This is a genomic window from Micromonospora sp. NBC_00617 (genome assembly GCF_045161355.1).
Lineage (GTDB): Bacteria > Actinomycetota > Actinomycetes > Mycobacteriales > Micromonosporaceae > Micromonospora.
The window spans coordinates 264444-289293 of record NZ_CP107751.1 but is presented as its reverse complement, the minus strand read 5'-3'; the positions used below and the strand labels follow the sequence as shown (position 1 = coordinate 289293).

At 71.6% G+C, this 24850-nt stretch carries 24 protein-coding genes, 1 other RNA gene and 1 pseudogene; 6 read left to right on the top strand and 20 right to left on the bottom strand.

Going from position 1 to position 24850, the window contains the following annotated elements:
* Window positions 1-41 precede the first annotated feature (41 nt).
* Window positions 42-317, bottom strand: coding sequence for a hypothetical protein (locus OG505_RS01415; RefSeq protein WP_405430389.1), 276 nt, complete (start codon window positions 315-317; stop codon window positions 42-44).
* Entirely contained in the window at window positions 314-580 is a 267-nt protein-coding gene (locus OG505_RS01410; RefSeq protein ID WP_405434328.1) for a hypothetical protein, read from the bottom strand. Before OG505_RS01410 ends, OG505_RS01415 begins: the two co-directional genes overlap by 4 nt.
* Window positions 581-849: 269 nt before the next feature.
* Between OG505_RS01410 and OG505_RS01405 the strand changes: the two genes are divergently transcribed.
* Window positions 850-1656: a helix-turn-helix domain-containing protein gene (locus OG505_RS01405; protein WP_405430388.1), complete on the top strand. Its 807-nt coding sequence runs from the start codon at window positions 850-852 to the stop codon at window positions 1654-1656.
* The gene (locus OG505_RS01400; RefSeq protein WP_405430387.1) at window positions 1643-1834 is read left to right on the top strand and encodes a DUF397 domain-containing protein; all 192 of its coding nucleotides are present in this window, start codon (window positions 1643-1645) and stop codon (window positions 1832-1834) included. Before OG505_RS01405 ends, OG505_RS01400 begins: the two co-directional genes overlap by 14 nt.
* A gap of 303 nt (window positions 1835-2137) precedes the next feature.
* Here the strand turns inward: OG505_RS01400 and OG505_RS01395 are convergent, their stop codons facing one another.
* The 3 genes from OG505_RS01395 to rnpB all read right to left on the bottom strand — a co-directional run bounded on the left by OG505_RS01395 (window position 2138) and on the right by rnpB (window position 3473).
* Window positions 2138-2458 carry a hypothetical protein gene (locus OG505_RS01395; RefSeq protein WP_405430385.1) on the bottom strand — a complete coding sequence of 107 codons (321 nt, stop codon included), beginning with the start codon at window positions 2456-2458 and terminating at the stop codon, window positions 2138-2140.
* Between the two features lie 103 nt (window positions 2459-2561).
* Window positions 2562-2900 carry an immunity 51 family protein gene (locus tag OG505_RS01390; RefSeq protein ID WP_405430384.1) on the bottom strand — a complete coding sequence of 113 codons (339 nt, stop codon included), beginning with the start codon at window positions 2898-2900 and terminating at the stop codon, window positions 2562-2564.
* Window positions 2901-3057: 157 nt separating this feature from the next.
* Window positions 3058-3473: RNase P RNA component class A (gene rnpB, locus OG505_RS01385), an RNA gene on the bottom strand.
* Between the two features lie 130 nt (window positions 3474-3603).
* Between rnpB and OG505_RS01380 the strand changes: the two genes are divergently transcribed.
* On the top strand, window positions 3604-4365 hold the full coding sequence (locus OG505_RS01380; protein ID WP_405430383.1) for a sulfite exporter TauE/SafE family protein: 762 nt from the start codon (window positions 3604-3606) through the stop codon (window positions 4363-4365).
* A gap of 126 nt (window positions 4366-4491) precedes the next feature.
* Here OG505_RS01380 and OG505_RS01375 read toward each other — a convergent pair whose 3' ends face one another.
* Window positions 4492-5724: an MFS transporter gene (locus OG505_RS01375; protein WP_405430381.1), complete on the bottom strand. Its 1233-nt coding sequence runs from the start codon at window positions 5722-5724 to the stop codon at window positions 4492-4494.
* A 55-nt stretch (window positions 5725-5779) separates the two neighbouring features.
* Here OG505_RS01375 and OG505_RS01370 point away from each other — a divergent pair, with 55 nt between their 5' ends.
* Window positions 5780-6235, top strand: coding sequence for a MarR family winged helix-turn-helix transcriptional regulator (locus tag OG505_RS01370; protein ID WP_405430380.1), 456 nt, complete (start codon window positions 5780-5782; stop codon window positions 6233-6235).
* A gap of 331 nt (window positions 6236-6566) precedes the next feature.
* On the opposite strand, the gene mctP is transcribed toward OG505_RS01370, so the two are convergent.
* The 7 genes from mctP to OG505_RS01335 all read right to left on the bottom strand — a co-directional run bounded on the left by mctP (window position 6567) and on the right by OG505_RS01335 (window position 13308).
* Window positions 6567-8216 carry a monocarboxylate uptake permease MctP gene (mctP, locus tag OG505_RS01365; RefSeq protein WP_405430378.1) on the bottom strand — a complete coding sequence of 550 codons (1650 nt, stop codon included), beginning with the start codon at window positions 8214-8216 and terminating at the stop codon, window positions 6567-6569.
* Window positions 8216-8458, bottom strand: a complete 243-nt coding sequence (locus OG505_RS01360; protein WP_405430377.1) for a DUF3311 domain-containing protein — start codon at window positions 8456-8458, stop codon at window positions 8216-8218. Before OG505_RS01360 ends, mctP begins: the two co-directional genes overlap by 1 nt.
* A 176-nt stretch (window positions 8459-8634) precedes the next feature.
* Window positions 8635-9795: a bifunctional RNase H/acid phosphatase gene (locus OG505_RS01355; protein ID WP_405430376.1), complete on the bottom strand. Its 1161-nt coding sequence runs from the start codon at window positions 9793-9795 to the stop codon at window positions 8635-8637.
* Between the two features lie 3 nt (window positions 9796-9798).
* Window positions 9799-10536 (bottom strand): zinc ribbon domain-containing protein, encoded by a 738-nt coding sequence (locus OG505_RS01350; RefSeq protein WP_405430374.1) that lies wholly within the window; start codon window positions 10534-10536, stop codon window positions 9799-9801.
* On the bottom strand, window positions 10526-11362 hold the full coding sequence (locus OG505_RS01345) for a Nif3-like dinuclear metal center hexameric protein (RefSeq protein ID WP_405434327.1): 837 nt from the start codon (window positions 11360-11362) through the stop codon (window positions 10526-10528). The genes OG505_RS01350 and OG505_RS01345 overlap by 11 nt, the downstream gene beginning before the upstream one ends.
* A gap of 130 nt (window positions 11363-11492) precedes the next feature.
* Window positions 11493-12065: a flavoprotein gene (locus OG505_RS01340; protein ID WP_405430373.1), complete on the bottom strand. Its 573-nt coding sequence runs from the start codon at window positions 12063-12065 to the stop codon at window positions 11493-11495.
* A gap of 16 nt (window positions 12066-12081) precedes the next feature.
* A complete protein-coding gene (locus tag OG505_RS01335) occupies window positions 12082-13308 on the bottom strand; it encodes a helix-turn-helix domain-containing protein (RefSeq protein ID WP_405430372.1) in 1227 nt (408 codons plus the stop codon).
* A gap of 249 nt (window positions 13309-13557) precedes the next feature.
* Here OG505_RS01335 and OG505_RS01330 point away from each other — a divergent pair, with 249 nt between their 5' ends.
* Window positions 13558-14229 (top strand): bifunctional DNA primase/polymerase, encoded by a 672-nt coding sequence (locus OG505_RS01330; RefSeq protein WP_007463422.1) that lies wholly within the window; start codon window positions 13558-13560, stop codon window positions 14227-14229.
* 388 nt (window positions 14230-14617) lie between these two features.
* On the opposite strand, the gene OG505_RS01325 is transcribed toward OG505_RS01330, so the two are convergent.
* From OG505_RS01325 to OG505_RS01305, 5 genes are read right to left on the bottom strand one after another with little or no spacing between them, the layout of a single operon-like run.
* The gene (locus tag OG505_RS01325) at window positions 14618-15340 is read right to left on the bottom strand and encodes an FAD:protein FMN transferase (protein ID WP_405434325.1); all 723 of its coding nucleotides are present in this window, start codon (window positions 15338-15340) and stop codon (window positions 14618-14620) included.
* A gap of 49 nt (window positions 15341-15389) precedes the next feature.
* Window positions 15390-15977, bottom strand: coding sequence for an FMN-binding protein (locus OG505_RS01320; protein ID WP_405430371.1), 588 nt, complete (start codon window positions 15975-15977; stop codon window positions 15390-15392).
* Between the two features lie 11 nt (window positions 15978-15988).
* On the bottom strand, window positions 15989-17410 hold the full coding sequence (locus OG505_RS01315) for a ferric reductase-like transmembrane domain-containing protein (RefSeq protein ID WP_405430369.1): 1422 nt from the start codon (window positions 17408-17410) through the stop codon (window positions 15989-15991).
* Complete coding sequence (locus tag OG505_RS01310) at window positions 17407-18789, bottom strand: DUF1501 domain-containing protein (RefSeq protein WP_405430367.1); 1383 nt, start codon at window positions 18787-18789, stop codon at window positions 17407-17409. Before OG505_RS01310 ends, OG505_RS01315 begins: the two co-directional genes overlap by 4 nt.
* 8 nt (window positions 18790-18797) lie before the next feature.
* On the bottom strand, window positions 18798-20927 hold the full coding sequence (locus OG505_RS01305; RefSeq protein ID WP_405430366.1) for a DUF1800 family protein: 2130 nt from the start codon (window positions 20925-20927) through the stop codon (window positions 18798-18800).
* A 427-nt stretch (window positions 20928-21354) separates the two neighbouring features.
* Here OG505_RS01305 and OG505_RS01300 point away from each other — a divergent pair, with 427 nt between their 5' ends.
* Complete coding sequence (locus OG505_RS01300; RefSeq protein WP_234586377.1) at window positions 21355-21612, top strand: DUF3040 domain-containing protein; 258 nt, start codon at window positions 21355-21357, stop codon at window positions 21610-21612.
* Window positions 21613-21616: 4 nt separating this feature from the next.
* Here the strand turns inward: OG505_RS01300 and OG505_RS01295 are convergent, their stop codons facing one another.
* Window positions 21617-22522: an SWIM zinc finger family protein gene (locus OG505_RS01295; protein WP_405434324.1), complete on the bottom strand. Its 906-nt coding sequence runs from the start codon at window positions 22520-22522 to the stop codon at window positions 21617-21619.
* Window positions 22523-22604: 82 nt separating this feature from the next.
* Window positions 22605-24755 (bottom strand): annotated as a pseudogene (locus OG505_RS01290) (DEAD/DEAH box helicase); the annotation flags it as partial.
* Window positions 24756-24850 lie beyond the last annotated feature (95 nt).

Genomic DNA, 24850 nt, shown 5'->3' with positions numbered 1-24850 from the left:
CGGCCACGGAGTCAAAGCGCCTACCGCGCCGGCACCGGACCTCAGGCTCGACCGGACCGGCGAGGCCGTCGGGCCAGGGACAACCACCCGAGGAACCTGTCGTGCATCGCCGGCAGGTCCGGACGCAACCCCAGGTCGTACGCGTCGTCGATCGCGTCGTGCATCGACGCGGCCAGGTAGAACGCCAAGGCGATGGAATGGCCGTAGAACTCGGCCGCGAGAGTGAGTTGAGCCGGGCCGCACGGCCAGGGCGCGGCGCAGTTGCGACACAGCCACGCCGGACGCATCGGCAGGTGCGGGCGAGGACGCGCGATCATCCGACCCGCACCGGGCTTCGGCGGCGTTTGGCTGGCCTGATCGGTGCGACGGGCAGGGCCTGCAACCGCACGCCCGCTCGCCTCACGTACAGCTCGCGCCGCGCCACCGCGTCGCCCGCCGCGTTCAGCTGGTAACCCTCAATCCAGACCCATCCGTCGTACGTGTGCCGCTCCGGCAGCTCGCGGATGACGCGCACGAAGATCGGGCGCAGGAACTGCACGCTGGCCGCGGTGGTCAGGTGGACCACGTCGCCGGCCCGCATCGGCTTTTCGGGCTTGCCGTCAGGCACGGTCTCCCCCTGGTGCTGTTGGGAAGAGGCCGCTCCCGTGAGTGCTCGCCCGCCGGGAGCGGCCCCGCTGCGAACGCGACCGCCGGGTTTCGTGGTCCCTACCAGCCGCGCCGCCTGGTGACACTCTGCTGTGGAGACCACTACGCTCGGAAGGCATTCCAGGTGTCCGGGCCGGAGCTGGCAGAACAGGCTCCAGACGTGTGGCACCTCGGGTAGTCGATCTCCGATTTGAGGAGCGATGCATGGCTGACGTACCCAGTCCCCTCGCGGACTTCATCGTGAGCGAGATCCGGCGCGCTCGCGGGGCGTCCGGGATGACGCAGGACTCGTTCGGCCGGGCGGCGGGCTTCAGCGCTTCGCACGTCAGCGCCGTCGAGAGCGGCACCCGAGCGCTGACGATGGACTTCATCCGGGGAGCGGACCGGGCGCTGAAGAGCGGCGGACTCTTCGAGCGCCTGGCGACGAAGTTCGGGGCACCGTCGTGGTTCCTGCCCTGGTTGGACGCTGAGCGCGAGGCGACACAGCTTCGCTACTTCGAGCCCAACCTGATCCCCGGCCTGCTACAGGTTGAGCACTACGCCCGCACCGTCCTGCGGACAGACGAAAGCCTCACCGACGACGAGGTTGAGCAGCGCGTGCAAGCGCGCATGAGCCGGCAAGCGATCCTCGTCGGAGACCACCGGCCGCAGTTCGTCGCTGTGCTGGACGAAGGCGCGATACGGCGTACTGGTGATGATCTCGCCGGGATCATGGCTCAGCAGATCGCCCATCTCATCGCGATGGCCGAGCTTCCACACGTTCACGTCCACGTCGTACCGGCCGCCAGCGGCCTGCACATCGGGCTGTCCGGGCCGTTCGCGCTGGCCCGTTCCAAGGAGGGCGGATGGGTAGGCCACCTCGAAAACCAGCTTGGCGGTGACGTCATCGACAAGGACGATGAGGTAGCTACGCTTCAGGCAAGGTGGGAGAGCGTCCGAAACGAGGCGCTACCGCGCCGGCAGTCCATCGACCTGCTGAAGGAAGTCGAGAGCCATCATGGACCTCAGTAACGCCCGGTGGCGCAAGTCCACCCGCAGCGGCGCGAGCGGCGGGAACTGCGTCGAGGTCGCTGACAACCTGCCCGGCGTCGTCGCCGTTCGGGACAGCAAGGACCCTGCGGGCCCGGCCCTGACCTTCGATCCGGCGGCCTGGCGGACGTTCATCACCCGGGTCTCTGAGCGGCCGTAACCGGTACGGCGGGACACCCGGCACGCCCGCATCGATCGGCGCCTCAGGTCTACCCGCCAGATTGGACGGCTGGAGGCAAGGGGTGCGCTAGCCGAGCTTGACCGCCCGCTCCTGCGCCTTGCGGATAAGACTTCGAGGGACTCGTCGCCAGGATCGCGGGAGCGCTAACGCGTTCTTCGACGCCCCAATGAACTGGTATCGAGCCACCCACAGCTGATCTCGCAGGGGTTCGTCGTTGACCTTCGCGTTGGATGGGTCGCCCTTCAGCAGACCGCAGTAGCGTTTGCAGACGACCCGCACCTCCTATGCTGCGTCCACGATTTCCGGAGTCGCCAGCAGCCGCAGCCTTGTCTGCACCTCACGCATACGCAGCTCTACGTCGTGAGCCCTTCGGTAGATGTCGTCGACCTCGCTGCGGCTGAGGTCATCGATCATCCTGATACCGTCTTTGACGATTCCCTTGCACGTGAAACTCGCGTCGAGGAAAGCCGATAGCGAGTCCACCAGCTCTTCCCTTGCCCACTTCGTGTTCTCTCGTCGAGCAGCAGCAACCAGTCCCGCTCCGGCGAAGATTGCAGCTATGGTGGCCGCGACAGCTGACACGACGGGGGCAACGTTCGTCATGCAGGGCATCCTGCCCCTAACGACTCCTCAGCCGGAAGTAGTGGCGGGCGTCGCCACGGTGTCAGAGCAATGCGGCGCGGGCCAGGCCCGGCCACCTCGGCTGTCAGTCGTCGAACTCGAAGCCGCTCGCTTCGGCGTCCGTGATCAAGCGCCGCATGCGTTCACCGTCAGTGGCGACCGCGTTCATCCGCGCTTCCAACTCTTCCAACGCCCGTCGGTCGGTGCCGTAGGCACAGAACATGCCACCCTCCGGGTCGTAGGCGAACCGGCCTTCGAGCGTAGGGGCGGCGGTGCTGACGAGAACTTCCGCGACGCCTTCCCAGAAGTACCCGTTGGGCTCGTGACCGAGTTCCTCGACCAAGGCATCAACCGGCGTGGTTCCCGCATTCAGCAGCAGCGAATACTGTCCGGGAGTCGTCTCGATCAGCCTAAGCAAGGTCATCTTCGAAGGCTGACACCGGTTGGTCGTCGGGGGCAAGATCCGATTGGCTCTACATTCAGGGCGTCAGACACCGGCCAATGATGACCATGAGGGACCATCGACGCCCGAACATGGAACCAGCCCAGAGCCTTGATCACGGCTCTGAACTGGTGGGCGACGGACGAGTCGACCTGTACGCCGGATTCTGTGCGCGGCGCGTACCCCGAAGGGTTTGCGCCGGCGGCGGCCATCCATCTCGGCCTGCCGTTGCCGGCAGGCTCCAGCGGCCTACCCGCAGACATCGGGCGGGCAGCCCTCAAGCGTCTGCGCCGGGTCGTCATCTTGCGGTGACGGCCCTTGCTTGGCCTTGCTCCGGGTGGGGTTTACCGAGCCACCCCGGTCACCCGGGGTGCTGGTGGGCTCTTACCCCACCGTTTCACCCTTACCGTCCCCGTTGGGGTCGGCGGTCTGTTTTCTGTGGCACTGTCCCGCGGGTCGCCCCGGGTTGCCGTTAACAACCACCCTGCCCTGTGGAGTCCGGACGTTCCTCGGCGGCGGGCCGGAGCCCGCCGACGCGACCGCCCGGTCGACTCGTCCGTCGCGCTCTCATCCTAACGACGAGCATGCCGCCGGTATTGCCGCCCCGCCTGGGCAAGATCGCGCAGCTCAAGGGCGGCGGTCCGGCGAATACGTGCCACGCGGCGGGCGCTAGCCTCGTGGGTCTATGGATTTCTCTCACGCCGCGCTGCTGCTCGCCGCCGGTCTCGCCGCTGGCACGGTCAACGCGGTGGCCGGTGGCGGTTCACTGATCACCTTCCCGGCGATGATCGCGATCGGGTTGCCGCCGGTGCCGGCGAACGTGAGCAACTCCGTCGCCGTGTTCCCCGGGTACGTGGCCAGTGTGGCGGGCAGCCGGCAGGACCTGCCGCCCCGTCGGGCGCTGGCCACGCTGGTGCCCACCACCATCGTGGGCACGATCGTCGGGGCGCTGCTGTTGCTGGCCACCCCGGCTCGCGCGTTCGAGCTGGTCGTACCATTTCTGGTCCTCGGCGCGACCGCGGTCCTGGCCTTCCAGGCCCCGCTGCGCCGCCTGGTCGGTCATCCCCGGGCCCTGTCGCCACGGCGGCGGACGCTCGCCGTGCAGACGATGGTCGCGCTCGGCGCGGTGTACGGCGGGTACTTCGGCGCTGCGCTCGGGGTGATGCTGGTCGCCGTCCTGGCTCTGGTGCTGGACGCGACGCTGGCGCGGGTGAGCGCCATCAAGAATCTGCTCTCCGCGCTGGTGGGGCTCACGACGCTGGTGGTGTTCGCCCTGTTCGGCCCGGTGAACTGGGCGGCGGTCGCGGTGGTCGCGCCAGCCACCCTGATCGGGGGGTACGCGGGCGCCCGGCTGGTCCGCCGGCTGCCGCCGGTGGTGCTCAAGACGCTGATCGTGGTGTTCGGTACGACGATCGGCCTCTATCTGCTCTGGCGCTCCCTGAACTGAGCGGCGTTACAGCCAAGGTCCGCGCAACTTCCGGGATATTGCTGCCTCAGCGAGCCCGTAGACAGCAATATCCCCGAAAGTGCGCGGATCTTGAACGGTGTCGCGGCCCGGCCGGGAGGCCCGCCGTCAGTACGCCTCGCCTACCGGTTCCTCGGCGGTGTTCTCGGCGCTCGCGGCGCTGCGATTCCAGCGGGACCACAGCACCCGCTCGCCGTAGCCGGCGGCCATCACGTGCGCGAAGGCCAGGTAGACCAGCACGCCGACGGCGAGCACCCCGAAGCCGACCCAGAACGGCAGCGACAGGGACTGCTCGGCGAGCTTGCCGGAGATGATCGGCGCGGGCGCGGCGGCGCCCCAGCGGACCAGGTTGAACGCGCCGGTGGCGAGCCTGCGGTCGCTGGAGCCGAGGCCGAGCGCCAGGTCGGTGAGGTTGGCGTTGGCCAGGCCCATGCAGAGGCCGGCGAGCACGAGCACGACGAGCGCCTCGGCGGTGCTGGTGGAGGTGGCGAAGAGGACCATGCAGACCAGCAGGCCGGCGATGGCCACGCCGACGGTCTGCACCGCGCCGATCCGGTGGGCCAGCCGGTGACCGATCACCAGGATGCCGGTGGCCAGGCCGAGACCCCAGCCGGTGAACGCGAGCCCCAGCGGGACGACGTCCAGGCCGAGGAAGAGCGGCGTGTAGCCGAGCACGACGAAGAACACGAAGTTGTACGCGGCGGTCACCACGCAGAGGGCGATGAACGCCGGTCGGCGATAGGTGGCGAAGATCTGGCCGACGCGTACCGGGGCCTGCCGGTTGGTGGGCTCACGCAGCTTGCGGGCGGCCACGCCGAGCGCGAGGACCATGAACACGCCGCAGACGAAGAACGGCAGCCGCCAGGAGACCTGGCCGAGCAGGCCACCGATCAGCGGGCCGACGGCGAAGCCGAGGCCGAGGGCGGTCTCGAACAGGCCGACCACCCACTCCCGGTCGACGGCCAGGTTGACCAGCACCACCATGGCGGTGGCGAAGAACATCGCGTTGCCCAGCCCCCAGACGCCGCGCAGCACGGAGAGCTGCACGATGTTGTCGCTGAACGAGGCGAGGATCGCGGCCAGCCCGACCACCGAGACCCCGGCGACCAGCACCGGCTTGAACCCGAACCGGCCGCTGGCCAGCGTCGCCGGGATCATGCCGAGGGCCATGACCGCGATGTACGCGGTGAACAACAGCTCGACCTGCCAGGCGGTGACCCCGATCGCCTCGCCGATGGCGGGCAGGATCGGGTCGACGACGGCGATGCCGGCGATGGCGAGGAAGGCCACCAGTGTGGTGGCGTAGATGGCACTGCGGTTTGGTTCGGATGACCGATCCACTCCGACTCCCCAGTTTAGCTGTATCGTACAGGTATTTACGCTGTATCGTACAGCTATGAGTGACGACCACGAGAGCGCCCTCGGTCAGATCGAGACCGAGGTGGCCCTGCTGATGCGCTTCGGCGAGGCCACCCGGCGGGCCACCGGCACCGCCGAGCACCGGGTGCTCGACCGCGCGGCGTACGTCATCCTGCGGCACCTGGACGCCGCCGGCCCGCAGAACGTCTCCGCCCTCGCCGCGCGACTCAACCTGGACGGCTCGACGGTGACCCGGCAGGTCTCCGCCCTGCAACGCGACGGCCTGATCGTCCGCGCCCCCGACCCGACGGACGGCCGGGGCACGGTCATCTCCCCCACCCCGGCCGGCCTACAGCGGATGGCCGCCGTACAGGCCGCCCGCACCCGGCTCTACGGCGACATGCTTGCCGACTGGAGCACCGAGGACCGGGCCACCCTGGCGACCCTGCTGGGCCGCCTCAACCAGGCCCTGATCTCCCGCAACCGCCGCTGACCCCACCCCACCCCCGCCGGCCCCACCCCCGGCCCGACCCGGCCCACCCCAGCCCGGCCCAGCCCGCCCGGCCCGGCCCAGCCCGCCCGGCCCGGCCCAGCCCGCCCGGCCCGGCCCGGCCCGTCGATCTTGCACTTTCTGTCCGGACATAAGCCGCACAAGGCCCCATGTCGGCAACCGAAAATGCAAGATCGGCGCAGGGTTAAGGGCGCACAGGGTTGACGGCGCACAGGGTTGGACCGCCCGCCCCCGGGCGCCGGCCTTGCGGCGGGCGCCCGGGGAACGGGGGACGGGGAACGGGGGACGGGGGACGGGGGACGGGGGACGGGGGTCAGGCGACCGGTTCGCGGGCCGAGTCGGCGTCGCGGTCGACGCCGGGGGTGATGCGGGGGTCGCCCTCGTCGGCGAAGTAGTCGTCCGGCGTGGTGCCGTCGACTCCCTCGGGCGCCTTGGTGGCCCGCAGGATCAGCGTCAACAGGGCGGCGACCGCCAGGTTGACCAGTACGGCCACGATGCCCACGTAGATCGTCTTGGGCGTGTCGAAGCCGAACTTCTCCAGCGGGAACGCCGACCCGCCGAAGTGCTTCCGGGTGGGACTGGCCACCTGGTAGAGCATCCACATGCCGAGCCCCATGCCGGCGACCCAGCCGGCGATCAGGGCGGTCCGGTGGAACCAGCGGGTGTAGAGGCCCAGCGCGACGGCGGGCAGCGTCTGCAGGATGATCACGCCGCCGATGAGCTGGAGGTCGATCGAGAACTGCGGGTCGAGGAACACGATGCAGGCCACGGCCCCGACCTTGACCACCAGCGAGGTGATCTTCGAGACGTTCGCCTCCTGCGCCGCGGTGGCGTCCCGCTTCAGGTACTCCTTGTAGATGTTGCGGGTGAACAGGTTCGCCGCCGCGATCGACATGATCGCCGCCGGCACCAGCGCGCCGATGCCGATCGCCGCGTACGCCACACCGGCGAACCAGTCCGGGAACTGCTGGTCGAACAGCAGCGGCACGATCGTGTTGTTGTCGACGCTGCCCGCCGACGCTCCCGGCAGCGGCTTCACCCCGGCCGCGATGGCCATGTAGCCGAGCAGCGCGATCAGACCGAGCAGCAGGCTGTACGCCGGCAGCGCCGACATGTTGCGCTTGATCACGTCGCGGTTCCGGCTGGCCAGCACACCGGTGATGCTGTGCGGGTAGAGGAACAGCGCCAGCGCCGAGCCGAACGCCAACGTGACGTACTGCAACTGGTTGTTGCCGTTGAGCAGGATGCCGTCGTTCGGGTTCGGTGACGCCTGGAACTTCGCGTCCGCCGCGTCGAAGATGTCGCCCCAACCGCCGAGCTTGTACGGCAGGTAGATGACCGCCACCAGGATGACGATGTAGATCAGGCTGTCCTTGACGAACGCGATCAGCGCCGGTGCGCGCAGCCCCGACTGGTAGGTGTACGCCGCCAGGATGGCGAACGCGATGATGATCGGCAGGTGCCGGGCCAGGGTGCTCTCACCCGTGACGCCCATCGTCTTGAGGACCGCCTCGATGCCCACCAGTTGCAGCGCGATGTAGGGCATCGTGGCCACGATGCCGGTGATCGCGATCAGCAGCGCCAGCACCGGCGAGTCGAACCGGGTACGGACGAAGTCGGCCGGGGTGACGAAGCCGTGCCGGTGCGAGACCGACCAGAGCCGGATCAGCACCAGGAAGACCAGCGGGTAGACGACGATCGTGTACGGCACCGCGAAGAACCCGGCCGCCCCGGCGCCGAACATCAGCGCCGGCACCGCCACGAAGGTGTACGCGGTGTAGAGGTCCCCGCCGACCAGGAACCAGGTGATCCAGCCGCCGAAGCTGCGCCCGCCCAGACCCCACTCGTCGAGGTGCGCCATGTCCTTCGGCCGCCGCCACCGCGCGGCCACGAAGCCCATCGCGCTGACCAGCAGGAACAGCAGGGAGAAGACGATGATCTCGGTGAGGTGATCACGCCACATCAGCGCTCACCCCGCTTCTTCGTCATCTGGTAGACAAGCGTCGTGGTGGAGACGCCGAGCAGGATCCAGGCCAGTTGCAGCCAGTAGTAGCGCGGGAACCCGAAGATCCGGGGCCCGTCACCGTTGAAGAACGCCGGGATCAGCGGCACCACGATGGGGAGAAAGAGCAACCAGTTCCAGGGACTGTGGTCCTTCGCCCGGGATCGCGCCGTGGTGGGCGCCTCCGGTTCCGGTGCAGGCATCTGACACACCTCCGGGGAGTCGTGGCACTCGATGTAACGGCCGGAGGCTACGACTCTGTGACCGCCGTCACGATCAGCGCGCGGACGGCTCTGCGCCGAACGGCGCACCGGCTGCGCCGAACGGCACGAGCGTTCCGCTGGCGGGCGAGGTGCGGCGGGCGCCGAAGCGGCGCGGCTCAGGCGGCGGGCAGGTGCGCGGTGTCGTTGACCGTGCGGACCGCGATGCCGCCGTCCGGCCACAGGTCGAGCACCGAGATGCCGGCCGCGTCCAGGAAGAGCCGGTGCAGGAAACCGTCGCTGGCGGCGAGGGCGTCGCGCAACGCCAGCTTGATCGGCGAGACGTGCGAGACGACCACGACGGTCTCCCCGGGGTACGCCTTCGGCAGCGCGTCGACGACCCGGTGGACGCGTTCGGCCACCTGCGTGAACGACTCGCCGCCCGGCGGGGCGATCCGCGGCGAGGCGAGCCAGGCGTCCATCTCCCCCGGCCACTGCTGGCGTACCTCGGCGAAGGTGCGCCCCTCCCACTGCCCGAAGTCGCACTCGATCAGGTCGGCCTCGGTGCGGACCGGCACGTCACCGAGCGCCCCGGCGATCGCCGCGGCGGTGGCCGTACACCGGGACAGGGGTGAGCTGAGCACGGCCGCGACGGACGGGGCCAGCGCGGCCACCCGGGCGCCGGTGGCGGCGGCCTGGGCCCGGCCGCGCTCGGAGAGCGGCACGTCGCCGCGGCCGGAGTAGCGGCCCTGCTCGGTGTACGCGGTCTCGCCGTGCCGCACGAGGATCAGGCGGGTGGCCGTGAAGCTCGGACGGGGCTCCCAGGAGGCCGGCGCGGTGCCCGGGTCGCTGCCCGTCGCGGCGCCCCCGGCCGGGGCGCTGGCCGAGGCCGGTGCGCCGAGGGAGGCCGGCGGCGGGGTGGGTCGGGCGGCGGCGGCGTCCATGGCGGCGTTGGCCAGCGCGTCGGCGTGCCGGTTCTGCTCGCGGGGGATCCAGGTGAAACGGACCGCGCCGAAGCGGCCCACCAGCGTGGCCGCCTGGGCGGCGAGCGGCCGCAGGCCCGGGTGCTTGATCTGCCACCGGCCGCACATCTGCTCGACCACCAGCTTGGAGTCCATCCGGACGTCCACCTCGGCGGCGTCCAGCTCGGCGGCGGCCCGCAGACCGGCGATCAGGCCCTGGTACTCGGCGACGTTGTTGGTCGCCGTACCCAGCGACTCGGAGCGCTCGGCGAGCACCTCGCCGGTCTCCGGGTCGCGCACCACCGCGCCGTAGCCGGCCGGCCCCGGGTTGCCCCGGGACCCGCCGTCGGCCTCGACGACGACCACGCGCGGCGCCACGACCTACAGACCCGACTCGTTGGTACGGACCATGATCCGTCGGCAGTCCTCGCAGCGGATCACGTCGTCCGGGGCCGCCTTGCGGATGCGGGCCAGGTCGGCGCCGGAGAGGTCCAGCCGGCAGCCGCCGCAGCGGCCCGCGGTGAGCAGCGCCGCGCCCAGCCCGGTGTCCGCGCGGATCTTGTCGTAGAGGGTGACCAGCTCGGCGGGGAGGTCGGCCGCGAGCGGCTGCCGGGCCCCCCGCTTGAACTCCTCCTCCTTGGCGATCTCGGCCAGCGCGTCGTCGCGGCGCTGTTCGGTGGCGGCCCGCTTCTCCCGGGTGTCGGCCAGCCGCTGCTCCACGCCGTCCAGCACGCCCTGCGCGGTCTCCCGCTGCTCCATCAGCTCCAGCTCGGCGTCCTCCAGGTCACCCTGGCGCCGGTTGAGCGAGGCCAGCTCGTGCTGGAGCGCCTCCAGCTCCCGGGCCGGGCCGGTGCCGGCGGCGAGCCGGTTCTGGTCCTTCTCCTTGCGGGCCCGCACCTGCTCGACGTCCTTCTCCAGGCGGGCGATGTCCCGGTCCAGGTCGTCGACCGCGACCTGGGCGCGAACCCGCTCGTCCTCCAGCGACGACAGCTCCCGGGCCAGCGCCTCCAGTTCGGCGCGCTCCGGCAGCGAGCGGCGGCGGTGCGCGAGCTGGGCGAGATTGGTGTCGATCGCCTGAAGGTCGAGCAGGCGGCGCTGGACCTGGGGGTCAGCCTTCACGGTCGGGCTCCTTGTCGTCCACAACGGGTGCGGCGGCGTGCACGGTCCACGGGTCGGTGTCCAGGTCGGACACCAGCGTCTCGACGCCCGGCGCCTCTCGCAGGAGGGCGGCCAGGTCGTCCAGCCACGGTCGTTCGGTCGCCCAGTGGGCGGCGTCGATCAGGGCGGGACCATCGGCGGCGAGGTGCTCGCTGGCCGGATGGTGCCGCAGGTCGGAGGTGAGAAACGCGTCCACCCCGGCGGCGGTCGCGGCGCCGAGGAAGCTGTCCCCCGACCCACCGCTGACGGCGAGGGTACGAACCATACGCCCGGGATCCCCCGCGGCGCGAACTCCCCAGGCCGTGACGGGGAGCACGGCGGCGGCGTGCCGGGTCAACTCGGCGAGGGTCATCGGTCGGGGCAACTCCCCGATCCGGCCGATGCCCCGGTCGTCGCCGTGGGCGGCCGAACCGATCGCCGGCCGCTGCAACGGGCGCAGCCCGGTCAGGCCGAACCGGGCGGCGAGGGCGTCAGAGACGCCGGGGGACGCGACGTCGGCGTTGGTGTGCGCCACGTACAACGCCACGCCGGCCCGGATCAGCTGGTGGACGATCCGCCCCTTCACGGTCGTCGCCGCGACCGAGGAGACACCCCGCAGCAGCAGCGGGTGATGCGCGACGATCATGTCCGCGCCGACGGCCAGCGCCTCGGCGACCGTCTCGGGCACCACGTCGACCACGCAGAGCACCCGGCGGACCGGGGCGGTCGGCTCGCCGAGCACCAGGCCGACGCGGTCCCACTCCTCGGCCCAGCTCGGCGGGTAGCGCCGTTCCAGCTCGGCTACCACGTCCGTCACCGTGGGGGTGGATGCGCTGATGCTCACGGCGGGCCAGCTTACCGGCGCGAGGACCGTCGGGCGGCGACGCCCGGCCCGGCCGCGCCGGTACGTCGGCCCGTGGGAGGCGACCGGCGGGCGCTCAGGCGGCCCGGTACGCGGCGGTCCGCAGCGCGGCCAGCGGCATCTGCCAGGGGAACGCGTGCAGGTGCTGCTCACCCGTCCCGGGCGGGTGCAGGGTGACCACATGTTCACCGAAGAGCACCGTGACGCCCCAGTCGGCCAGCCGGGCCACGCCGGCCCGGAACGCCGGGTGGGCGGCCATCGCGACATTGGTGTACGGCACCGCGACGATCGGAACGCCCTTGCCCTGCGCCTCGACGAGCAGCCCGAGAGCGAGGGTGTCGGCGATGCCGGCCGCCCACTTGTTCACCGTGTTCACGGTCGCCGGGCAGACGATCATGGCGTCGGCCGGCGGCAGCACGTCCGGGTCACCGGGATTCTTGTAGTGCGTCCGCACCGGGTGGCCGGTCTGCCGGACCAGGGCCGGCTTATCGACGAACTTGGCGCCGTCCGGCGTGGTGACCACGCAGACGTCCCAGTCGTCCGACTGGGCCAGCTCGACCAGACGGCCGACGTGGCGGGCCAGCGGCGAACCGCAGGCGATGACGTAGAGCACCGCACGGCGCTCGCTGGTGTGTGGTGCGCCGGTCATCAAGCCGGCTCCGCGCTCATACCCCTACTCCCATGTGCTCAGCCAACTCCGCAATCGGAGAAGGCGGCGCACCACGTGTGCGACGAAGGACGTCCGACATCACCTCGTGGGCGATCGGCCGGCAGCGGATCTCCGACGGCGCGAGCCGATCGCCGAGCAGCAGCATCTCGCCGGCGTTCGCCACGTCGCCGATCTGGGCGTACCCCCGGGCGATGTCGAGCAGGTGGTGGGCGCGGCGCTCGGGCAGCAACGCGTTGAACGCGGGCTCCACGATGCGTACGTGCACCTCGACCGCGCGGCCCCCGTCGCCCAGCTCGACGGCGGCGGCGGCCCGGTGCAGCTCGACGTTCGTCGGGCCGAACGAGGTCCAGTAGTGGTTGTGGTCGCCGCCGAGCAGGGTGGCGGCCTCCTGCGCACAGTTGATCAGGTCGTCGACGCTGGCCGAGTCGCCGATCCGGGACGCCGCCATGGCCCCCTGCAACAGCAGCATCCCGTAGACGGACAGCCGGGCCGGGGAGATCTCGTTGCTGCCGCCGGGAGCCAGCCGGTTGGCGATCTGGACGTTCAGCTCCAGAGCCGGCCGGGCCCGACCCATGGCGACCAGGGCGTTGCAGACCCGGGTGGTGGCGATGCCGGCCAGCAGCGGGTCGTCGGCGCGCTGGGCCACCGCCATCGACCGGTCGGCGGCCAGCCAGGCCAGCTCGCACTCGCCGAGCTTGCGCAGCACCGACGAGGCGATCTGGTAGACCTGCCCGAGCAGGTGGGCCGCCTCCGGCGCCTGCGCTCCCCCGTAGGCGGCGTCGGCCGCCTGAGCGTCGCGCAGCAGCTTGGGCAGCGCCCGGGTGAGCATTCCGTAGCGGCCGTACTGGTAGGTGAGCCAGGCGTGGTTGACGGCCTTGCGCATGTCGTCCAGCGGAGGCGGGTACGGCACGGCGTCGAAGTACGCGCTCATCGAGTCGTACCGCTCCAGGGCCGCCCGGATCTCCTGCACCTCGACCTGGTCGATGCAGTTCAGCGCGTCGGTACGCCGCTCCGGGTCACGACCCATCAGCAACTGCACGTCCATCTGCAGGATGTCGGCGATCTCGTAGAGGACGGAGAACTTGTCCAGCCGGCGGACGCCCCGCTCGACCTTGTCCACCCAGCTCTTCGACTTGCCCAGGCGGTCGGCGAAGACCTGCTGCGACATCTTGCGTCGCCCCCGCCAGTAGGCCACTCGCCGGCCAATGGGTAGCTCGTCCATCTCCCCATCCCTCCCCTGCCGTCGTCACCCATCGGGTGCCGGCGATGTCCGCGGGTGCGGCGATCCGTCGTTCGTCTTGCAGTTTTCGCTGGTCGCACAGCCTGTACGTCAGCCGGACAGCCAGTCCTCGTACTTTTCGTGCAAGTTGCACGAGCCGTTCGTCAACCTCAACGATCGTGGGTTACGGCAGTGACGGTGCTCGACATGCGACCTGGCGTTCGCCGGGCCCGACGAGGGGAGATGGCAAACATGTGGGGGAACGTCGTACCGCGCGTCGCCGAACTGTCGCCGCTGGAACGCGTCCGGCTGCGCCGGGTCGCCATCCGGTACGCCGTACACGGCTGGGAGGTGACCCCCGGCGCCTGCCTCGCCCGCAGCCGGTTCGTGTGCGGTCGGGCCGGCTGCCCCACGGTGGGCTGCCACCCCGCCCTGGAGAACTGGGAGCTGGCCGCCACCACCGACCCCGCCCGGGTGGCCACCTGGTGGCGCACCCGCCCGCACGGCGTGCTGCTGCCCACCGGACGGACCTTCGACGTGCTGGAGGTGCCGGCCCACCTCGGCCGGCACGTGCTCGACGCCGTGCAGGTCCACCCGGCCGGCACCGGCGTACGCGGGCCCGTGCTGGTCACCCCCACCGGCCGGTGGATGTTCCTGGTCCGCCCCGGCGACCCGCTCCGACCGGAGTTGGAGCACTGCTTCCACGTCGTGCGGCACGGGCCGGGCTCGTGGATTCCGGCGCCGCCCACCCGGCTGCCCGAGGGGACCGTCCGCTGGGCGGTCGCCCCGGAGCAGGCCCGCTGGCAGCTTCCGGACTCCTACCTGGTGCAGAACACCCTGATCGAGGCGCTGCGGGCCAGCGGGGTGACGCTCGCCCCCGACCTGCTCCCGGGTCACCTGCCCCTGCCCCGCCGGGGCAGGTGACCCGGCCCCGGCCGACGATTCAATCCGGTGACCGACAGCGTCGCCGGGCGGCCGGTGCTCGTTGAGCAGGTGACAGCGCGAACGGGCGCCACGAACGGGGGAACGATGTCCACACACGACAGGTCGCCGTATCCCGGCGGCACCGAACCGCCCCGTCGCAGCCATCCGCGGCACCGCTGGGCGGGCACCCGCCCGGCCGGCTCGCGCCCCGGGCGGCCCCGCCCCACCGGGACCCGCCCCGCCGGCACCCACCGCCCGCTGCGCTAAAACCCCACCCCCACCTTCACGCCGCCGATCTTGCACTTTGTGTCGCGGCATTCCCTACCTCAAGGGGCGGATCGGCAACCGAAACCGCAAGATCGCGGAGACAGGTGCGGGGCGGGTCCAGCTAGACCGTCAGCGGAAGCGCGGTCGAGTGGAACTCGCGGGCGTCGTCGGTGACGACCGCGTGCGTGTGGTCACCGAGACGGTCCAGCCAGCCGATCCCCGCCGCCCCCATGGCCAGGGCGGCGGTGGCGTAGGCGTCGGCGACGCCGAGGTCGCTGCCGACCACGGTCACCGAGCGCAGCCCGCCGGCCGGCTCGCCCCGCCGGGGGTCCAGCACGTGCCGACCCCGCTCGTAGACCCCGGAGGTCGCCACGGCCAGGTCGATGCCGGCGAGCACCAGACACGTCGCCATCGCGTCGAAGGGGTGCCGGATGCCGATCCGCCACGGCTCCCCCGTCGGCGAGAAGCCGCGGACCCGCACGTCGCCGCCGGCGTTGACGCAGTGGTTCGCCGCGCCGGCGGCGAGCAGCCGGTCGGAGGCGACCTGCGCCGCCCAGCCCTTCACGAACCCGGACGGGTCGAGCCGCCCGGTGGCGTACGCGTCGAAGAACCCGTCGGTGGCCCCCCACAGGTCGGCGCACGCCTCCAGCACGAAGCGCAGGTCCGCCGACGCCTCGGAGAGCAGCACCTCGCCCCGGTCGAAGCGGCACACCTCGCTGTCCGTCCGGTACGTGCTGAACCGGCCGTCCACCTCGCGCATCCAGGCGAAGACGTCATCGGCCAGCTCGTGCAGCCGCGCGGGGGGCAGGTCGTCGGCGAGGTCCAGGGTGATCGCCGTACCCATGATCTGTTCGACCCGGCACAGCCCGGGTCGGGTCAGCGCGGCCGGCACGTCAGAACGCCTGCTCGATCGCGGCCCGCAGCGACTGCTTGTACGCGTTGCTGGTGGCGGTGGCGCCGGAGACGGTGTTCAGGTTGGCGCTCTGCTTCTGCACCACCTCACCGCCGGTGCCGTTGTACCTGTTCCGGACGTCGCCGCTGTGGATGTCGGACTCGCCCCCGCTGGGCAACGACAGGGTGGTCGCGTCGATGATCCGGTTGCCGGAGACCACGATCTGCACCTGCACGTACCCGTACTCGTTGTCCACACCCGGTCCGGTGACCCGGCGGGTTGTCGACTGGGGCGCCTTGGTGGTGGTGCGCGGCGCGGTCGGGGCCTTCGCGGTGGTCCCGGTGCCGGACGGGCGCGCGGCGGTCCTGGTCGGCTTGGGCGACGACGACGGTGGACCGGCGGTCACCGACGGTTTCGGCGGGCCGACGGCCGGGTCGGCGCTCGGGCCGACGTCCTGCGGGGTGGGGTTGACCGGCTGCGCTGTCGGCAGGTTCTGGGCGACCTGGGTGGTGCCCGGCGAGCCCTTGAGCACCACCAGGGCGGTGGTGCTGGCGGCCAGTCCGGTGATCGCGAACAACGCGCGACGCATGCGATGCCTTCCTACAGCTCGAAGGTGGCCAGGTGGATCTGCCGGCGGGGCACGCCGGCGCGGCGCAGCGCGCGCACCGACTGCTCGACCAGCCCGGGAGGTCCGCAGAGGTAGACGTCGCGCCGGGCCACGTCGGGCACCAGTTGGCGCAGCCCGTCCGGGCTCATGAGCTGGCGGGGCCCGGGGTCGTCGCGGGAGCCGATGACGTACCAGATCGACGTGTCACGTTCCTGGGCCAGCCAGTCCAGTTCCCGGCTGAGCAGCACGTCGGCCGGCGTACGGGCCCGGTAGATCAGGGCGGCGCCCGGCGGCAACTCCTCCAGCATGGCGCGGATGGGCGTGATGCCGCTGCCACCGGCGATCAGCAGCGCCCGCTCGCGCACCCGGTGCGCGGCGGTGAAGGTGCCCGACGGGCCCTGGGCCCACACCCGGGTGCCCGGTTCCAGGTCGCGCAGGTCGGCGGTGTGCCGGCCGACGACCTTGACGGTGAGTCGCAGCCAGCGGCCGTTGGCGGCGGCCGAGACGGAGAACGGGTGCGACTGCCACCAGCAGCCGGGGGTGAGGAAGCGCCAGCGGAAGTACTGCCCGCCGAGCATCTCCAGGCGGCCCAGCCGCTCCCCGGTGAGGTAGATGGAGATGGTGTCCGGGCTCTCCGCGACCACGTCGGCGACCCGCAGCCGGTAGCGCAGGTTGAACGCCAGTGGCGCGATCACCCGGCCCCCGAGCAGGGCGGCGACCACCAGCAGGTACAGGGCGATCCAGCCGGTCCGCACCGGACCCGGTTTGTAGAGCTGCGCGCCGTGGGTGAACTGGTGCCCGAAACCGAGCAGCAGCACCAGGTAGCTCGACCGGTGCAGCAGGTGCCACACCTCGTAGGGCAGCGCCCGACGGATCGCCCGGACGCTGCTGAAACCGACCACCAGCATGATGCCGGTGGCGAGGAAGGCCGAGAGCATGTCCTCGTAGCCGCCGAGCAGCGTGCCGACCTCGGCCAGGACCGACTGGTTTCGCAGGTCGGCGTACCCGACGAGGATCAGCGACAGGTGCGACAGCACGGCGGCCAGCAGCGTCGCGCCGATGTCGCGGTGCCAGCGGGCGAGCTGCTCGCCGCCGATCCACCGCTCCAGCACCGGCAGCCGGCTCATCATGAGCACCTGCACGAGGAGCAGATAGCCGGCGATCAGGCCGGTGATCCGGCCGGCAGCGGTGACGGTGGCCGCGGTGGTCCGCAGCGAGCCGGCGGGGGTGCCCAGCCACCAAGGCAGCACGCTGGCGAGCAGCCCGACCAGGAGCAGCGCGGCCAGCAGCCGCCGGCCGCCGGGTCCGCGCCGGGCCGGGATCTGCGGGAGTACGGGTTCCGCCGACCGGCCGCCGTGCCGGGACGAGGTCGTCCCGGTGCGGCGGCCGGCGGCGTGGGTGTGCGAACGCGTCACGCGTACAGCTTCATCGGTGCGTACTTCATGCGGGGGAACACCTTCTGCACCTCGGCGTTGGTGAGCCCGAAGCGGCCCTGCGCCAGGGAGCCGTACACGTTGAACATGTTGTTGTATTCCGGCACGTCACCGGAGTCCAGCTTGTCCAGGCCGTTCCAGGTGCCCAGCAGCGAGCCGGCCAGCTTCTTGCCGGACAGGACGGTGACCACGCCGCCGTGGCCGTGGTCGGTGCCGCCGGTGTTCGAGCTGACCCGGCGGCCGAACTCGCTGGACACCATGATCGTGACGTCGGCGGCCTGCGGGCCGAGGTCGGTGAAGAACGCCGCCATCGCGCTGGCCAGCTCGTTCAGCCGGCGGTGCAGCTGGCCACCCTCGCGGGTGCCCTGGTTCTCGTGGGTGTCGTAGCCGCCCATGCCGACGGTGGCGACCCGGACGTTGGCGCCGCCCTTGATGAGCTGTGCGAGCTGCTGGAACGCGTTGCCGACGCCCTCGTACTTGACGCCCGCGGCGGGCTGGTACGGCTTGGCGGCGAGCTTCTGCGCCGTGGCCAGCGCGCCCATGCCCTCCTGCACGGCCTCCTCGACCGGGTGGTTGATCCCGGTGAAGAGCCCCTTGATGGCCTTCTCGGTGGCGGCCCGGAACTTGTCGTCGCCGTTGAGCCGCAGCGAGCCGACGTTGTTCAGCGAGAGCGCGCCGTTGTTGCCGACCAGCGAGCGGGGCAGCGTGCTGCCGATGCCGACGCTGCGGAACGCGGTGCCCTTGCCCAGGTGGTCGACCAGGCCGTCGAGCCAGCCCCGGCCGCCGGTCTCGTTGGGCAGACCGCCCAGGTTGCAGGCGTCCGCGGCCTGGAAGTGGCTGCGGGACAGCCGCTCGTCGGAAACCGCCGGGACGAAGCCCAGCTGACCGGCCTTGAGGTACTGCTCCAGCGGCTTGAACGCGCTGGTCAGCTTGAAGCCGCGGCTCAGGGCCAGCGAGTCGTTGCCGAGCAGCAGGTCGGGCCGGGCCTTGGCGAGCACCGGGTCGTTGTCCGGCGCGACGAGGCTCAGGCCGTCCAGGCCGCCGTAGAGGAAGACGTGGATCAGGGTGCCGGTCTTGGTCGCCGCGAACGACGCCGAGGTGGTGACGAACTGGGCGGTGGCCAGGGCGGTGGCGGTGGCCGCCGCGCCGGCGACGAACGTCCGCCGGGTGACGCCGCGCCCGTCCTGCTGGGCCTCCTCCAGGTCCTCCAGCGTGCGGTAGCGGTCGGCCTCGGCCGCGTTCTCGGCGGCGACCAGGTCGGCCTCGGCGCGCAGCAGTGCCTCAGCCGGGTTGTCGGCCAGTCGCCGCAGGTCCGGGCATTCGGGGTGCAGGGGGAAAGAGTTGTACACAGTCTTCTCCATCGGGTGCCTCACCGGAGGTGGTGCTGGGGGGACGCGAGGATCGCCCGCGCGACGGCGGTGATGGCCCCGTTGAACGTGGCATCGACCTTGGCGGTCGCCGGCACGCCGGCCACGCCGAGGATCAGGTTCTTCTCCCGGGTGCTCAGCTTCTGGTTGACCAGTCGCATCGAGAGCGCGTCCACGTACGCCCCGGCGGTGGCCGGCGGCTTGGCGACCAGCTTCTCCGGCGCCGTGTACGTGAAGACGGTGCGGTAGCCCGCCACGATCTCGCCGGCCTCGTTCCAGCCGTTGACCATCGTGCCGGCCGAGGTCCACGCGACGTAGACGTCGGGGTAGCCGTCCGGGGTGGGCTGACCCATCGGGTACTGGCCCAGCTCGCGCAGCTTGTCGTGGATCTGCCGCAGGCCCCGGGCGAACGGGGTGCGCTTGTTGTCGCCGTTGTCGTTCTTCGCCGACGCCTCCGGCGAGACGCCCAGGGTGCGGTACGTGGCGACCAGGTACTCCATCGGTCGGCGCACCTTCTGGCCCACCGCCGCCCAGAACTCCGACGAGCTGAACAGCGTCATCAGCACCGGCTTGATCATGCCGTTGTTGCTGCTGTACGTCTTGGCCAGCCGATCGACGAGGGACTTCGGCGGGGTGTCCGAGACGAACCGGGTCGCGAGGCTCTGCGCCACGTACTTCGCGGTCGACGGGTGCAGCGCGATGTAGGTGATGTACTTGTCGATCGCCGCGTCCACGGCGGCGATCTCCTTGGCCGTCGGGTTGTTGACGTCCTTGATGCCGAACGTGTTGGCGTGGGTGAAGCCGAGGATCTTCACCTTGCCCATGTAGTGCTGGTTGACGCGCAGGACGTACTGGCCCTTGTCGTCGACGCCACGGCCGGTCTGCAGCATGGCGGCCTGCCGGACGTCGCCCTCCTTGTAGCCACCGTCGACGCCGACCGAGTACAGCTCCAGGTTCTCCCGGGCGAGGTTCTCGTTGATGGCGTCCTTGCGCGAGTCCTTCTGGTTCAGATAGATCAGCAGCGCGGGGTGCTTGTTCGCCGCGACCAGCATCTCGGGGTAGCTGCCCAGCGCGTGCTTGCGCACCACGTCCTTGTCGAACGACGTGCGGTACACCTCGCCGCCGTCGAAGTCGGCGGCGACGTGCAGGAAGTCGTTCCAGAAGTCGACCATCACCTCGAACAGCTGGCGCTTCGACCAGATCTGCCGGGCCAGGGTGGCGTCGACCACCTCACGCTCGGGCTGGGCGCCCTGCTCGTTGAGCTTGTCCCGCTGGGTCCGCAGCTGCTCCACGGAGAGCGTCTGGGTGGGCAACTCGGCGAGCTTCAGCTCGGCCTTGCTCGGCTCGATCTTGTCCGGGTCGAGCTGGCCGCGGATCCACGCGTCGATGCCCTGGTTCTTGATGTCGGCGACCACGGCGGGCGTGGCGCCGAAGGTGGCCCGCCGGGCCAGGTGCAGGATCGGGTCCTTGGCGAGCACCGTCTTGACGGTCACCTTGGTCTCCGCGGCGGCCGCCGCCGGGCCGGAGAAGGTCCGGCCACCGGCCGGCGCGTTCTTCTTCAGCGCCTCGCCGGCCCGAGAGCCCATGTAGCTCTCGTTCTGCTCGGTGTAGGTGCGCACCGTGCTGGGCTGCTGGCCGCTGGGACGCGCCGCGGTCCCGTCGGTCACCGTGTTACCCGTCGCGTCACTCGCGGCCGCCTCGTCACCGAAGAGGCTGCGGAACTGCGGCGTCATGGCGAGCGCCGCGCCACCGGCCACGACCGCGGCGGTGCCGCCGAGCGCGACCATGGCCTTGCGCCGGCCGACCTTGCGGCCCGGCTCGTCGTCATCGTCCAAGGTGGGCAGTCCAGCGCCGGCCGGACGCGCCGGGGCCGGACGGCCCAGCCCCTCCGGGCCGACCCACTGCGGCCCACGCGGGGCGGGGGCGGGTTGTCCGGCGTGCGCGTACCCGTCGCCGTACTGCTCGCGCGGGTCGCCCTGCACCGGGTAGCCACCCTGGTAGGGGTGGGGCGAGTCGTATCCGTACGACGCGGACGCGGTGGGGTCGCCGTAGCTGTCCGAGGTGGGGTGCTGGCGTCCGTCCCAGCCGCGGTCGTCCCGCGGTCGACGTGGTGGCACATTCTGGTCGGCCATGTACCAATCCCGATTTCTGATGAGCGCCGGAAGCTGCGACCGAGCGGGTGCGGCAGGTGCGGCGACTGTTGCCTGAGGGGGTTGCTACGGCAAGGTAACCAAGCGCTCAGGTGCCTTCAAGGTGGGCCGAACGCGCCGGTGAGGGCACTTAAGACAGCCCTCACCACCGCGTTCGTGGCGGGCCGGCGACCCGGGCCGGGCTCCGACCTTCCCAGCAGGGCGGACGTGCGGCAGCCGGGTACGGATCGGACCACACCGCCGTACGAGACACGTTCCGCGCCGTTCACCACCACAGGCAAACTTAAGGTTCGGCTAAGCCGGACGTGAGGTGCCCTCACGCTGGGAAAAGGAGGAGCGGGCGAGCGTGAGCCGCCGCCGCAGCGGGTATGCCGCCGAACCGCTGAACGCGTGAGGGGAAGGCAGCGCCATGCTCAGCAAAGAGGATCAGCGCAGGTTCGACCAGATCACCCGTCAGCTCCGGGAGAGTGACCCGGCCTTCTTCGCCCGGCTGGACCACCGGGTCCGAGCCCGCAGGGGCCGCTACCTGATGTTGTTGACCATCGTGCTGTGGGCGTCGCTCCCGGCGATGGCCGTATTCGCCGGCCGGCTGGCCGGCGCGATCTGCGCGGTGGTGCTGGTGGCCAACGCGGCGATCATGTGGCGGTTCCGCCGCCGCTGGACGTGACCGTTCACCCCGGGCCGAACGCCCGGTACGCGCGACGCAGCCGCTCCAGCAGGCCCGGCCCTCCGATGGCCGGCGCCGGCGGGCCGAGCTGGCGCAGCAGGAGATCCGGCCCGGTAGCCAGCCGGGGTGGTCGGTCGGGCAGCGGCACCGGCGACGCCCAGAAGCGGTCTGCCGCCTCCGCGAGGGGGGTGACCGCCAGTCCGGCGAGCGCCCGGGCCGCACCGACCGGCGGCAGCGCGCCCACTGCGGACGAACTGCCGTCCGATGTGGACCTCAGCTCGCCGGGGACGGCAGCCGACGCGGGCGACACCGCCGTGCCGGTGGCCTCGGCCCGCCGGGCGCGCAACCGGTCGAGCAGGTCCGTCCGCGAGCGACCACGCCAGTGCAGCAGCTCGAACGGGTCCGCGTCGAACGCCTCGGCGAGCAGATAGAACGTGGCCGCGAGGTGCTTGCACGGCACCGCGAAGTCGGGGCAGTTGCAGCGTTGGGTCAGCTCGTCCACGGCGGTCGGGAAGAGCGGGGCGCCCGCCGTCACGAACAGCTCCTCCAGCTCGTCGGGCAGGTCCCCGGCGAGCAGGCGGGCGCTGAAGAACGCCTGCCCGGCCAACTCGTCCTCGATCCGGGTCCAGAGCGCGGCCGGGAACGTCGCCAGCGCGATGGAGACCTCGTACGGCCGGGGCCGGGAACCCTGCACCTGGGCGGTGACCCGGCCCGGCGCGATGTCCAGCCGGAGCACCTGACCCGCCCGCGCGTACGACCGGCCACGGGTCAGCCGGGTGCCGAGCGCGAACGACTCCAGCACCTCCAAAAAGCGCCGGGACCACCAGGACCGCCCGATCGCGCCCCGGGCACTGCGCGCCCGCAGCCCACCGTCGACCTTGCGCGGGCGCCCGTAGTCGGCGAAGTCCATGCTCACGTCGGCACTCCGCTGCGCTCCGTGCCGACATGAGGCACAAGGGTGCTGTGCCTGATGGTTCGCTCGCTCCGCGCGCTCACTCCACCACCGCCCCGGCCTCCAGGGCGAACAGCTCCCGCAGCTGACCCGTGGACAGCTCGGTGATCCACTGCTCGCCGGTGCCCACCACCCGCTCGGCGAGGGCGCGCTTGTCGGCGATCATCGCGGCGACCTTCTCCTCCACGGTGCCGGCGCAGACGAACTTGCGGACCTGCACCCGCCGGCGCTGCCCGATCCGGAACGCCCGGTCGGTGGCCTGGTCTTCCACCGCCGGGTTCCACCACCGGTCCACGTGCACCACGTGGTTGGCGGCGGTCAGGGTGAGCCCGGTGCCACCGGCCTTGAGGGACAGCACGAACAGCGGCGGCCCGTCGGCCGACTGGAAGCGCTGCACCAGGGCGTCCCGCTCGGCCTTGCCGAGCCCACCGTGCAGGAACAGCACCTCCCGGCCGAACCGCGCCGACAGGTGACCGCGCAACATCGTGCCGAACTCCGCGTACTGGGTGAACAGCAGCGCCCGCTCCCCCGCCGCCAGCACCTCCTCCAGGATCTCGGTCAGCCGGGCCAGCTTTCCGGAGCGGCCCTCCAGCGCCGAGTTGTCGCGCAGCAGCTGGGCGGGGTGGTTGCAGACCTGCTTGAGCCGGGTCATGGTGGCCAGCACCAGCCCGCGTCGCTCGATGCCGTCGCTGGTCTCGATCCGGGCCAGCATGTCGTCGACCACCACCCGGTACAGGGCGGCCTGCTCGGCGGTGAGGTTGCAGAGCACCTCCATCTCCAGCTTCTCCGGCAGGTCCGAGATGATCGACGAGTCGGTCTTGAGCCGGCGCAGCACGAACGGGCCGGTGATCCGGCGCAGCCGCTCGGCGGCCTCGACGTCGCCGTGGCGCTCGATCGGCTCGGCGAACCGCTTGCGGAACGTCGCGGCCGGGCCGAGCAGCCCCGGATTGGCGAACTGCATGATCGACCAGAGGTCGGCGAGCCGGTTCTCCACCGGCGTACCCGTCACCGCCACCCGCTGCCGGGCCGGCAGCGCGCGGACCGCCTCGGCCTGCCGGGTCGACGCGTTCTTGATCGCCTGCGCCTCGTCCACCACCACCCGGTGCCAGTCGATGCCGGCCAGGTCGACGGCGTCGCGAGCGGCCACCGAGTAGGTGGTGAGGACCAGGTCCGCGCCGTGCGCGGCCGTCGTGAACTCGGCCCCCCGCGCCCGCTCCGCCCCATGGTGTACGTGCACCCGCAGCGTCGGCGTGAACCGGGCCGTCTCCCGCTGCCAGTTGCCGACCAGCGACATCGGACAGACCAGCAGGGTCGGCCCGGCGTCCGGCGGGTCCCCGGCGAGCAGCGCCAGCAACTGCACGGTCTTGCCCAGCCCCATGTCGTCGGCGAGCACCCCGCCCAGGCCCAGCGACCGCAGGAACGCCAGCCAGGCCAGCCCGCGCCGCTGGTACGGCCGCAGCGTCCCCTGGAAACCCGGCGGCGGGTCGAGCGGGGTGAGTCGGCGCTCGACCGCGCCGGCGAGCAGGTCGCCCAGCGCCCCGTCGGCGGTCACCTCCAGCACCGGCAGCGCCTCGGTGTCGTCGCCGTCGGTGAGCCCGAGGCGCAGCAGGTCGGCGACGGTCAGCTCGCCGGCCGAGCGCAGCAGACGCAGTCCGGCCGCGAGCCGACCCGGGTCCAGCTCCACCCATCGGCCCCGCAGCCGTACCAGTGGGGTCTTCAGCTCGGCCAGCGCCGCCAGCTCGTCGGCGGACAACGGCTGGTCGCCGAGCGCGACCTCCCAGCGGTAGTCGACGAGCGCGTCCAACCCGACGCCGGCCTCGGTGCTGGCCACCGTGCCGGGCGCGGTCCGGCTGCGGGCGCGCAGTCGAGCGCCGAGCCGCGCCGACGGGCGCCGCCACCAGGAGGGCAGCAGCACCCCGAACCCGGCGGCGTGCAGCACCGGGGCGCCCTCGCTGAGGAACCGGTGCGCGCCCTCGACGTCCAACTCCATCGCCTCGGGCGCGGCGGTGCGCAGCGCGGCGTCCAGGTCGGGCCAGAGCCGGCTGGCCCGGCCCAGCTCCGCGAGCAGGGTCTCCTGCGGGCTGGCCGTACGGTCGGCGAGACCGTCGAGCGTGTGCGCCCGCCAGATTTCCCCGGCGTCGATGTGCAGACCCGGCTCGTCGGCCGCCTGCAACCCGAACTCCAGCCGCCACCGCACCGCCGGGGACTCCTCGCCGCCTGTCGGGCCACCCTCGGCCAGCTCACCGCCGCCCGTGTGAATAGACGTGGGCGGCACGTCTCCCGGCA